The 12,029-nt window shown below is 36.5% G+C and carries 9 protein-coding genes; 3 read left to right on the forward strand and 6 right to left on the reverse strand.

Features of this window, described 5'->3' with window-relative positions; all coding sequences use genetic code 11:
- Window positions 1–86: 86 nt before the first annotated feature.
- The 3 genes from GSY47_RS21440 to trhO all read right to left on the reverse strand — a co-directional run bounded on the left by GSY47_RS21440 (window position 87) and on the right by trhO (window position 3,141).
- Window positions 87–317, reverse strand: coding sequence for a ferredoxin (locus GSY47_RS21440; protein WP_179003056.1), 231 nt, complete (start codon window positions 315–317; stop codon window positions 87–89).
- On the reverse strand, window positions 317–1,558 hold the full coding sequence (locus tag GSY47_RS21445; protein ID WP_179003057.1) for a peptidase U32 family protein: 1,242 nt from the start codon (window positions 1,556–1,558) through the stop codon (window positions 317–319). Before GSY47_RS21445 ends, GSY47_RS21440 begins: the two co-directional genes overlap by 1 nt.
- Window positions 1,559–1,782: 224 nt before the next feature.
- The gene (trhO, locus tag GSY47_RS21450; RefSeq protein WP_179003798.1) at window positions 1,783–3,141 is read right to left on the reverse strand and encodes an oxygen-dependent tRNA uridine(34) hydroxylase TrhO; all 1,359 of its coding nucleotides are present in this window, start codon (window positions 3,139–3,141) and stop codon (window positions 1,783–1,785) included.
- Between the two features lie 261 nt (window positions 3,142–3,402).
- Between trhO and GSY47_RS21455 the strand changes: the two genes are divergently transcribed.
- The 3 genes from GSY47_RS21455 to GSY47_RS21465 are packed head-to-tail and all read left to right on the forward strand — an operon-like array spanning window position 3,403 to window position 9,068.
- Window positions 3,403–4,557, forward strand: coding sequence for an efflux RND transporter periplasmic adaptor subunit (locus GSY47_RS21455; protein ID WP_179003799.1), 1,155 nt, complete (start codon window positions 3,403–3,405; stop codon window positions 4,555–4,557).
- A 3-nt stretch (window positions 4,558–4,560) separates the two neighbouring features.
- Window positions 4,561–7,707, forward strand: a complete 3,147-nt coding sequence (locus GSY47_RS21460) for an efflux RND transporter permease subunit (protein ID WP_219071530.1) — start codon at window positions 4,561–4,563, stop codon at window positions 7,705–7,707.
- Window positions 7,704–9,068: an efflux transporter outer membrane subunit gene (locus GSY47_RS21465; RefSeq protein ID WP_179003801.1), complete on the forward strand. Its 1,365-nt coding sequence runs from the start codon at window positions 7,704–7,706 to the stop codon at window positions 9,066–9,068. The genes GSY47_RS21460 and GSY47_RS21465 overlap by 4 nt, the downstream gene beginning before the upstream one ends.
- Window positions 9,069–9,379: 311 nt before the next feature.
- On the opposite strand, the gene GSY47_RS21470 is transcribed toward GSY47_RS21465, so the two are convergent.
- From GSY47_RS21470 to GSY47_RS21480, 3 genes are all read right to left on the reverse strand, one after another.
- Window positions 9,380–9,790 carry a BrxA/BrxB family bacilliredoxin gene (locus GSY47_RS21470; RefSeq protein ID WP_179003802.1) on the reverse strand — a complete coding sequence of 137 codons (411 nt, stop codon included), beginning with the start codon at window positions 9,788–9,790 and terminating at the stop codon, window positions 9,380–9,382.
- Between the two features lie 189 nt (window positions 9,791–9,979).
- On the reverse strand, window positions 9,980–10,777 hold the full coding sequence (locus tag GSY47_RS21475) for a tetratricopeptide repeat protein (protein ID WP_179003803.1): 798 nt from the start codon (window positions 10,775–10,777) through the stop codon (window positions 9,980–9,982).
- A gap of 17 nt (window positions 10,778–10,794) precedes the next feature.
- Entirely contained in the window at window positions 10,795–11,976 is a 1,182-nt protein-coding gene (locus tag GSY47_RS21480; RefSeq protein ID WP_179003804.1) for a lycopene cyclase family protein, read from the reverse strand.
- Window positions 11,977–12,029 lie beyond the last annotated feature (53 nt).

Below are 12,029 nucleotides of genomic sequence, written 5' to 3' on the forward strand. Positions count from 1 at the left end.
TCATCATTGTAATAAATTCTTACAACGTATTTTAACCAAAAAGAGTCGCAAAATTGCGACTCTTTTTTTATGTGATTCAAATATTCCTAAGTCTCTTTAACCGTAATAATCTTCACTGGACAAGCTTTGGCCGCCAATTCACAACTTTCAACAATCGTATGATTTTGAGATTTCAGCGTAAAAAATCCTTTTGCATTTTGCGAATGAATCAAAACCGATTTCCCATCTTTTTTTGACATTTGAAAATGAACCGGATCCATCTCCACACAGTAATTACAGCCAATGCATTTATCTCTTTGTAAAGTAACAATAACCATTATGCCTCAACGATTTTATAGAGTTTATCAGACATTCTGATTCGAAATGGCAGTTTAAAACTACAGTCATCGCCTTTTGTTGCTTTTTCTCCAGCTGCATCGTTTACAAACATCTCATCGATAATCATTTCCTGAGCGCCTGTAGTTGGCCCTGTAACTAAAATTTTATCTCCAATTTTAATATCATAGGCTTCAATCTTAAACTGCCCAATCTCAGCTTTTGGAAAATAGTGTGTTCCTTTACCCACATAAACCTTCTTCTGAGTTGCTGCAGATCCTGGAATATCACTCCATTCTCCTAATTCCTGACCTAGATAATATCCCGACCAGAATCCTCGATTGTAAACGGTTTCTAAAGCTTTCATCCAAATTGCCGTTTTTTCTTTAGAGAAAGTGCCATCGTAATACGCATCAATAGCTTCACGATAGCTTTTGGTTACGGTTGCTACATATTCCGGCGCACGGCCTCTTCCTTCGATTTTTAAAACTTTAATTCCGGAATCAATAACTTGATCTAAGAAATCCAGCGTACATAAATCTTTAGGCGACATCATGTATTCGTTATCCAATTCGATTTCGAAACCAGTTTCCTGATCAATAACGGTATATTTTTTTCGGCAGTTTTGTTTGCAAGCACCTCGATTTGCAGATGAATTATGCGAATGTAAACTCAAATAACATTTCCCCGAAACCGCCATACACAAAGCACCATGTCCAAAAATTTCGATTTCGACTAAATTCCCGTTTGGCCCTTTGATCTGTTCTTTTTCAATTTGATCCGTAATATTCTTTACTTGGCGTAAACTTAATTCTCGACTCAAAACCATTGTATCAGCAAACAAGCTGTAGAATTTAATGGTTTCAATATTCGTGACATTCAACTGAGTTGAAATATGAACTTCCATTCCAATCGATCTAGCCATAGCGATTACCGCTTGATCTGAAGCAATTACGGCTGTAATGTTTGCTTCTTTGGCTTTCATCAATAATGTTTTTACAACCGATAAATCGTGATCATAAATAATGGTGTTTAAAGTAAGATAGCTTCGAACATTTTTAGCTCCGCATCGACTGGCAATTTCTTTTAAATCGTCAATCGTAAAATTCACTGTCGAACGTGCACGCATATTAAGCTGTTCAACTCCAAAATATACGGAATCACAGCCATTATCTAAGGCAGCCTGAAGCGACTCAAAATCTCCCGCTGGAGACATGAGTTCAATTGTATTGTTAATTGTCATTTTTGATTCTATTATTTCAATGAAATGATTTTTCAATCAGTCATCTAACAATTGACAAAAATAATGTGGGTGTAGATTAGATTCCTATGATTTATATCATAGTTTATATTTTAAAAAATTATCGCAGTATATTCTCTTATTAAAAAAAAGCCCACAGTTTTAACCGTGGGCTTTGTTCTATATTATCAAAATTTAACGTAAATGCCGTAACACTCCTATTTAATTCAATCTAAAATCTTATATACTTTATCTGACAAACGAATACGAAATGGAACCTCAAAAGTAACTTTATCACCAATTTTAGCAGACTGAGTTTCTTCACCATTAACAATGATTCTATCCAAAACCATTTCCTGATCACCCGTAGTTGGGCCGGAAATTAAGATTTTATCACCGCTGTTTAACTCTTGGTTCTCGATAGTAAACTGTCCAACCTGAGCTTTTACATAATAATGCTCCGCTTTTCCAAGAAGGACTTTCTTTACTTTTATTTTCTGACGAATATCGGCCGGCTTTTGTGCTGTAGCCAATGCAGTTTCTGGCAATTCTCCTGAATGTTTGAATTTTAAGTTTTCAGATTTTCCTTTTCTGAATACTTTATTTCCAACTTGTTTACCTGTTCTTAAACGAACCTGATCTACTAAAGGCATGTGAATTATTTCTAGACATTCTGTAGAACAGCAGTTTTCCATAGCAGCTTTACAATCATCGCACTGAATAAACAATAAATGACAGCCGTCATTTTCGCAGTTAGTGTGATTATCGCAAGGTTTTCCGCATTGGTGGCATTGCGAAATAATATCATCTGTAATTCTTTCGCCTAGACGATTATCAAATACGAAGTTTTTACCAATGAATTTACTTTCTAAACCTTCTTCTTTCAATTGTTTAGCGTAATTGATAATCCCGCCTTCCAATTGATAAACGTTTTTAAAACCTTGATGTTTAAAATAAGCACTCGCCTTTTCACAGCGAATTCCTCCAGTACAATACATTACCAGATTTTTATCGTCTTTGTGATCTTTAAGCTGTTCGTTGATGATTGGTAAACTCTCTCTAAAAGTTTCAACATCTGGAGTAATCGCACCTTTAAAATGTCCCACTTCACTTTCGTAGTGATTTCTAAAATCAACTACAATAGTGTTTGGATCATCAAGAATTTCGTTGAATTCTTTGGCTTTCAAGTGAACGCCAATATTAGTAACATCAAAAGTTTCGTCATTTAAACCGTCAGCAACGATTTTATGACGCACTTTGATGGTCAATTTTAAAAAGGAATGATCGTCTTGCTCTACGGCAACATTCAATCGTATGTCTTTCATGAAATCATAAGCTTCAAGAGTTTCTCTAAAAGCTTCAAAATTTTCTGCAGGAACACTCATTTGAGCATTAATTCCTTCATGGGCAACATAAATTCTTCCTAGTGCATCTAGTGCATTCCAGGCAATGAATAAATCGTTACGAAATTTTTGTGGATCTTGAATTTTGGCATACGCATAGAAAGACAACGTTAGTCGTTGTTTACCGGCATCATCAATCATGATGGCTCTTTCTTCTGCGCTCAAAGTGTTATACAGTTGCATGCTATAAACAGTTTTAAGTTAAGAATAAATTAATTACGAATCTATAAATGGAATAAATTCGGGCGCAAAGGTAAGGCTTTCTTTTCAATTTTAAAAAGAATAAAACTCTTGATTTTAAAGCCATGTAAACAAGATATATTCATTTAAATTCTAAAACCGTAAACAAGCAACAATGTTGCATTAATAAAAAACAATCTCTGTTTATCAATTGGTTACAAAAATTCATTAAATTTATGTGGTACAATTTTAACATTTGTGATTATGAATGCTTTAAAACTACCAAAACCAATCCTTCCCCTCTTCTTTCTTTTAACCTTATTTTCTTCCTGTAAAAAAGAACAACCCAAGGCGCCACCTCCGATGCAGGCTCCATTCGTAACGGTCAAAAGTGAAGATGTCCCCATTTACAAAGATTTTGCGGGACAGACTTTTGGAGATTTAGACATTGAATTAATCGCAAGAGTTGATGGTATTCTGACCGGCATTCATTTCAAAGAAGGTCAAAGAGTCAAAAAAGGCCAGCTTTTATATACCATCGACCCGTTAGAATATGATACCAAAGTAGAGCAAGTGCGCGGACAAGTTGCGGGCGCTCAAAGTAATTTGGTAAATGCCGAAGAAGAACTCAAAAGAATACGACCGCTTGCTGATATGAATGCAGTGAGTAAACGTGAGTTGGATGCGGCTGTAGCCAAAGACAAAGCGGCACGATCTAACTTAAACAGCGTACAAGCCAGTTTAAGAAACCAGCAGATTGAACGAAGCTACTGCGATATTCGATCTCCAATCGATGGCGTCATCGGACTTTCGAATGCCCGATTAGGCGATTATATTACCCGAATTGGAAATGATGCTAAACTCAATACTGTTTCGAAACTAGAAAAAGTAAGAGTTCAATTTACAGTTAGTGAATCTGATTATCTTCGTTATCAAAAACAAGTCAAAGCCGGAGAACGTATTACTGATCTCGCTTTAATACTTTCTGACGGAAGTACCCATTCTGAAAAAGGAAGTCTCAATTTCTCCGATACCAAAATAGACCCAACAACAGGAACAGTGACTATTGAAGCACAATTTCCTAATCCAGACGGTACTTTACGTTCGGGACAATTCGCAAAAGTCCGTGTTTTACTGCGAACTCAAAAAGATGCTATCGTTATTCCTCAAAAAGCCGTAACCGAAATTCAGGGACTTTTCCAGGTTTCTATTATAGATGAAAAAAACACTATACAAACCCGAATGGTCGAAGTCGGACAAAAAATTGGTGTCGACTGGATTATTACCAAAGGTTTAAAACCCGACGAAAAAGTCGCTATTATTGGCAATCAGTTTATTCAGCCCGGATCGACAGTTGTTCCAGTTCCTTATGTAGCCGACAAAGATAAAAAGCAGATTGCATCATCTCTAAACAACTAGATTATGGATAATTTCTTTGTACGCAGACCAATCGTTGCTATTGTTCTCTCCATTTTCATTGTTTTAATTGGAAGTCTTTCTGTCCTTTCGACTCCTATTGCTCAATATCCGGAAATTGCACCGCCTTTGGTACAAGTTTCAACGAGTTATCGTGGTGCAAATGCCTTAAATGTGGAGCAGGCCGTTGCAACTCCTATCGAGCAAAAAGTAAATGGAGTTGAAAACATGCTTTACATGCAATCCACCAATACAGGTGATGGGAGTATGACGTTAAATATTACATTTGATATGGGAACCGATCTGGATAATGCCACCATGCTAACCCAGAACCGAGTTAACGAAGCGACCAACAAACTTCCAAATGATGTAAAAACTACAGGAGTTACCACGAAAAAGTCGCTCTCAATGCCGATGCTCATTTTGTCCTTGTATTCTCCCAACAAAACCTTCGACGGAAACTTTCTGACCAATTATGCCAATATCAACATTGTAGATGCTTTGGCCCGTATTAAGGGAGTTGGAGAAGTTACGCTTTATGGAGGAAGTAATTATGCCATGAGAATTTGGGTCAAGCCCGATATTATGGCCAAATACAACTTGACAGTTCCCGATATTATACGATCAATCCAAGATCAAAATGCCATTGCGCCCGGAGGAAAATTTGGCGCTCCGCCAGCAACTGAGAACAATGAGTTTACTTACAACGTAATGCTGAAAGACCGTTTGGTCAATCCTGAAGACTTTGAAAATATCATTTTAAAATCAAATATCAATAATCAGCAGGTTCGTTTGAAAGATATTGGAACCGTAACTCTAGGTACAGAAAGTTATGCTTCGATTGCGAAATTAAACGGAAATCCCGCAGGAACAATCGGAATCAAACAAATGCCGGGTTCCAATGCATTGGAAGTGGCCGAAAACGTAAAAAACACGATCGAAAGACTCAGCAAAAGATTTCCGCAGGATTTAAAATATCGTGTTTCATTAGATACAACTCTCGCCATTTCTGAAGGAATCAACGAAATCATGCACACTTTGGTCGAAGCGATTATTCTGGTAATCATCGTAGTTTTTATCTTTCTCCAAAACTGGCGCGCGACTTTAATTCCGCTTTTAACCGTTCCTGTTTCGCTAATTGGGGTTTTTATGCTTTTTCCGTTACTTGGATTTTCCATCAATGTACTTTCCCTTTTAGGATTAGTATTGGCCATCGGAATTGTCGTCGACGATGCCATTGTGGTTGTTGAAGCCGTAATGCATCATATCGAACAGGGGATGTCGCCTCGGGAAGCCACCAATCAGGCGATGAAAGAAGTTTCGGGACCTGTAATTGCGATTGCGATTGTATTGACCGCCGTGTTTATTCCCGTCGCTTTAACACCCGGAATTACAGGACGACTCTATCAGCAGTTTGCTATTACAATTGCTATATCGGTGATTTTCTCAGCTTTAAGTGCTTTAACCTTAAGCCCCGCTTTATGTTCACTTTTATTAAAACCAAATCAAGAAGCAAAGGGCTGGCTTGGAAAATTCTTTCACTGGTTTAATGATAAATTTGGAAAATTCACTAATAAATACACTGGCTTTTCTGGTTTTCTAATTAAAAAAACTGCCCGAAGCTTAATCTTTATCGGAATAGTTGTTGGGGCAATTATTTTGCTTGGAGGAAGAATTCCGGGCGGTTTTGTACCCGAAGAAGATCAGGGCTATATGTTTGTAAACATTGAACTTCCCGGCGCTTCTTCATTAGAACGAACAGGAAAAGTGATTCAGAAAGTGGAACATATTTTATCGCAGAATCAGGGCGTTGAATATTATACTTCGGTGGCGGGATTTAGTTTAATCAAAAACTCGGTGGCAACCAACAACGGATTTTTCTTTGTCGCTTTAAAAGAATGGAAAGAACGCGAACAAGATGTTTTTCAGATTTTAAAGGAAGTCAACGGAAAAGTAGTTTTCGGAATTCCCGAGGCCACAGTCTTTGCCTTTGGTCCTCCACCTATTACCGGAATTGGAAATGCTGCCGGATTTTCGATGATGCTTCAGGATCGGGAAGGAAATACGCCGCAGTATCTTTTTGAAAATGCGAAGCAATTTATGGCAGAAGCTAAAAAAAGACCTGAAATTGGAACGATTCGAACGACTTTTAATCCTAACGTACCACAGATTAGTTTAGACATTGATCGGGAAAAAGTTACCGAATTAAATCTTTCTTTATCAGATGTGAACCTTGCGATTGGTGCCAGTTTAGGAGGGCAATACATTAATGAATTCAATAAATTTGGGCGACAGTATATCGTACTGCTTCAGGCAGATCCAAGTTACACCGTAAATCCCGAAGACATTAATAAGATATTTGTTCGGAGCAAAGACAACAAAATGATTCCGATTTCGAGTATTGCCACAATTCGAAAAGTAAGCGGCCCCGAATTTACAACGCGTTTCAATTTGTACCGCGCTGCCGAAATTGGAGGAACTCCCGCTCCTGGATTTACTTCAGCGCAAGCCATGAATGCTTTACAGGAAACGGCAAGTAAAGTACTTCCCGCAGGAATGGGTTACGAATGGGCGAACATGAGCTATCAGGAAAAACAGGCCGAAGGAAAAGGAAATACGGTTTTTATCATGGCACTTCTTTTCGTGTTTCTAATTCTCGCCGCACAATACGAAAGCTGGAAACTCCCTTTCAGTGTTTTGCTCGGAACGCCTTTTGCTGTTTTCGGTGCTTTTCTGGGTTTATACATCTGTCGATTGCTCAGTCCGGATTATGTGAATAACGTTTTTGCCCAAATTGGTTTGGTAATGTTAATTGGTCTTGCTGCCAAAAATGCGATTCTGATTGTAGAATTTGCCAAAGAAGAATATGAAAAAGGAATGCCTGCAAAAGAAGCGGCTTTATTCGCTGCAAAATTGCGCTTCCGCCCAATTCTAATGACGGCCTTTGCTTTTATTTTAGGAGTAGTTCCCTTATTAACGGCAACTGGAGCTGGAGCTCAAGCCAGAAAAGTTATGGGAATGACCGTTTTTAGCGGTATGCTCGTTGCCACTATTCTAGGAGTTTGCTTGATTCCTGTGTTGTTTGTTTTTATTGAAACCTTCGGAAAGAAAAAAACCGATGAAACCGATGAACCTAAAAAGGATGAACAATGAAAACTCTAAAAATACTTCTAGCGATATTTTTGATAGCTGTTTTCCCTTACGGATGTATGGTTGGGCCAAAGTATGCCAAACCAGAACAGCCTCAGACAGATTCTTTCCGTTATAGTAATCAACCTGCCGATAGCACAAAATCGGTTACAACTATAAAATGGTCGACTATTTTTAATGACAATGTTTTAATTGGTTTAATCGAAAAAGGAATTCAGAACAATTACGATCTAAAAATTGCCATTGCTCGTTTAGAACAAGTACAAGCCAATCTCGGAATGGCAAAAGCCGATTTATATCCTTCTTTTCAATATACAGGTCAGGTCAATAGTGCAGAAACCTTTATGCAACCTTCTTCTATATTTGCCAATATGTCTTGGGAATTGGATTTCTGGGGAAAATACCGTCATCAGACTAAAGCTTTACAAAATGAACTTTTAGCCTCTGATGAAGCTCGAAAAGTAGTGTTATCTAATATCGTAAGTGCAATTGCCATTTCATATTTTGAACTGCGTGACTTTGATAATCAATTAGAAATTACCATTCACACTTTAGAAACCAGACAAAAAGCGTACGACATCATCAATGAACGTTTCATAAGCGGTTATGTTGCAGAATTAGATAAAGTGCAAATCGAACAGCAAGTTGCCATTGCCGAAGCCAATATTCCGTTAATCAAAAGACAGATTACGGCTTTAGAAAATTCTATTTCAATTCTAGTTGGACAAGTTCCCCAACCAATTCAGAGAGGAAAAACCAACAGCGAATTATTAATTCTGACTGAATTTCCAACTTCGGTTCCATCTGCTTTATTAGAAAACAGACCTGATGTGAAACGTCAGGAATATTTGTACAAAGCCGCTTTTGAAAGAATTGGTGTTGCCCAAGCTATGCGTTATCCATCATTTAATATTGGTGCGCTTGCCGGTTTTGCGAGTATTACGGTTGGAGATTTATTTAACGACGGTTCTTATACACAAAATGTTGGCGCTGGAGTTGCAGGACCGATCTTCAACTTCGGAAAAAACAAACGACGCGTTGAAGTGAATAGACAAATTGCTGAAGAAATGAAATTCAATTTCCAAAAAACCTTTTTAACCGCGATTTCCGAAGTCGAAAACTCACTTCAAAATGTAGCCATGTTTAAAGAAGAATGGACAGCCCGAAACCGACAAGTAGTTGCGGCTCAAAAAAACTATGATTTATCTAATGCGAGATATTATAACGGTTATGTTTCTTACCTAGAAGTTTTAGATGCACAGAGATCTTTGTTTGAAGCCCAATTAAGCCTCTCACAGTTAACTCAAAAACAACTAAGTTCTATGGTTCAATTGTATAAAGCGCTGGGCGGAGGGTGGAATTAGTTTTTTTGAGTTGCTAAGGTTCTAAGGCGCTAAGATTCTAAGTTTTTTACATTGAGTTATCATTCCTGCGGAATGTTTAATCGGTAGAAAAAACGTAATCGCCTGTATTAACGTTCCGTAGGAACGTAAAACAACAACAATACATTTTTTTCTACCGACAAGATGTTCCTACGGAACATATAAAAATAAAAAAGGTCTGTTTCAAAATTGAAACAGACCTTTTTTTAAATTTTTCACCTCCGCACCTTCGACACTTTGAATCTAAAAAACTTAGAATCTTAGCGCCTTAGAACCTTAGCATCTCTAAAAAATTAACAAAACTCGTTAAACGCATCTTGCAAATTCTCAGCGATTAGCTCAGCTGGACGTCCTTCGATGTGGTGACGCTCTAACATGTGAACCAATTCTCCGTTTTTGAACAAAGCCATAGATGGCGATGATGGAGGAAAAGGAAACATATGTTGTCTTGCAGCATCAACCGCTTCTTTGTCAACACCAGCAAAAACTGTGATAAGGTGATCTGGTTTTTTAGCTCCCTCTAAACTCATTTTTGCTCCTGGACGTGCATTTCTAGCAGCACAACCGCAAACAGAGTTTACAACAACTAAAGTGGTACCTTCAGCTTTGATAGCATTCTCAACAGCTTCAGCACTATGTAAATCTTGAAAACCTGCAGCTGTTAATTCAGCTTCCATTGGTTTTACCATGTCTAGTGGATACATATTCTTGTCTTTTAAATTTTACTTTTGAACTGCAAAGTTACAAAGTTTACTCGCAACTCCTTAATTTCAAGTATAAAGTTTTGTTATAGTTCGATTGATTTAGTCGAAGGTTGTAAAGTCATAAAGTCGAAAGTCAAAACTAAACCATAAAAAATTCTTTTTTTACTTTGTCTAATTTCTTTCTAATCGTTATTTGCCAAACTTCATTTGGTATGGATAAGTCTCGTAAATGGCGTTATCTTCATTAATAGAAAAACCTTTTTTTGCATCATCTCTCGCAATTTTAAATAGAGCCATTACTTCTTCTTGAGATTTCCCTTGCTTTAACCAGCATATCGCTTTATAAGCTTTGGCATCTGAAAATTCCGGATAGATTTTTAGCGCTTTATCAAAAATCGCAATCGCTTCATCCCACTTTTTAAGTTCGTATTTGGCAATTCCCTGATAGAAATAGGCTGTTGGATGTTCTAATTGTTGTCTGTTTTTATAAATATCATTTACATAGTCGTCGAAAAGTTTCTCTGCTTTTTCATATTCGTTCAATTGCAAATAGCATAGTCCTTTGTAAAAGCTAAAAGAATGATCCATAACATAGCTATTTCCATATAATTTAATGGCTTCGTCAAAATCTATGATAGCTTCTTTGTAATCACGTGAAAAAATACATTTCATAAAAGCTCTGTAAGAAAGCCATCTTTCTTTATTATACAAAACAGCTTTATTTAAATAAGGCATTCCAACTTCATACTTTTTGCATTTGAAATACGGCATTGCCTTTTGCTGCCATAAATAAGCAACCGTACTATCTTTTTTTAGACCTTGATCCAGACAGTCCTGCCATTCGCTCATTTCAATAGTATAATTATGTTTCTCGGCACAATTGGTTAGAAATTCTTCAATAATGACATCATGAGCTTTATTGGTCGACACTTGTCCGAAAGAAAAAATAGAGATAAGAAAACTGAAACCTAGAATAATTTTTTTCAATAGTTAGTGATTTAGAGTTATGATTTATTTGAAAGAAAAATCACTCTAAATAACGCTTTAATAAATGGAAATTTTGGGCACTTTAAAATAACTTTAACATCTTCTAAAAAAGTACTCTCTTCATCTAAAAACTTAAAAATCAATTGCGGATTTCCTTTTTTAAACAAAGAAGAAAAAATAGCACTTCCCAATTCGTTATGACGATACAGAATATCCAAAAGCAGTAAATCATAAAACCAAAACCGGTTTTTTTTATGAAACGCTTTCATATTGAGCGATGTTGAAGAAACACTTTGAAGAAATTCAATCAGCTGTGAAGATTTTTTATCCGAGTTTTTAAATGTATAACCCGTACTCGCTTTTGTCCATCCACCGGCAGTTCCAATATTTAAAACACGTTTCGTATTCTTTTTCCAGAAAGGATAACAGGTCATTGGAATACTTCCCTGCTCTTTTTCAATAATTTCAAATTGGTTTATTCCTTGCTTTTCTAGATAACGTTTAATTTCATTTTCGTACTCTGAGGTTTCAAGCAGTTTTTCTGAGAACAAAGTATATTCTACCAAAGCTTCCGTTTTCGAAGTTGGCAAAACATACATAAATCGTGTATTTCCTTTCTGTTCAACCGAAAAATCCATAAAAGTGACCTCTTCTGGATTAAAAACTTCGTTTTCTGTTCTCACAAACCAACCAACAAAATGTTGTTGCAAAACAGGATATTTGGCTTGCCTTTCGGCGAAAGCCTTGGCATAAATGCTGTTGAATAAATAATCGCAGGTATATCGATTTTCTTCTGTACCCACAAAAACATGTGTTTCGAGTTCGTTGATATCGGTTACTTTTTCGTGTAAAAAAGAAATATTTGACTGACTAGAAATCTTTTCAAAAACAAAACTATAAAAATCTAATCCATTGATTTTATTATAGGTATATGGCTCTAATTCAAGATCTCGTTTAAATTTTTCATTAGCAAACAGAGCCAAATTCCACTTTTTAGTAATAACCGAATTCCAAATAGAATCTTCTTTTTCCCAAAAGCACCAAGTTCTGTCATTTATCTTCTTTGAATCCTGATCTAACAGCAAAATAGACTTATCTGAAAACTTTCTAGACAAAATCATTTTATAAACTGTCATTAAGGATGCCAGTCCAGTTCCAGTAAAAATGTAGTCGAAATGTTTTATTTGCGAAGAGTTCATTTTCAAAAATAAGAAAAAATTATTTGTTCCGTTTTTCAAAAAAACCAAAAAAA

It is taken from the genome of Flavobacterium quisquiliarum (genome assembly GCF_019308285.1).
Classification (GTDB): domain Bacteria; phylum Bacteroidota; class Bacteroidia; order Flavobacteriales; family Flavobacteriaceae; genus Flavobacterium; species Flavobacterium quisquiliarum.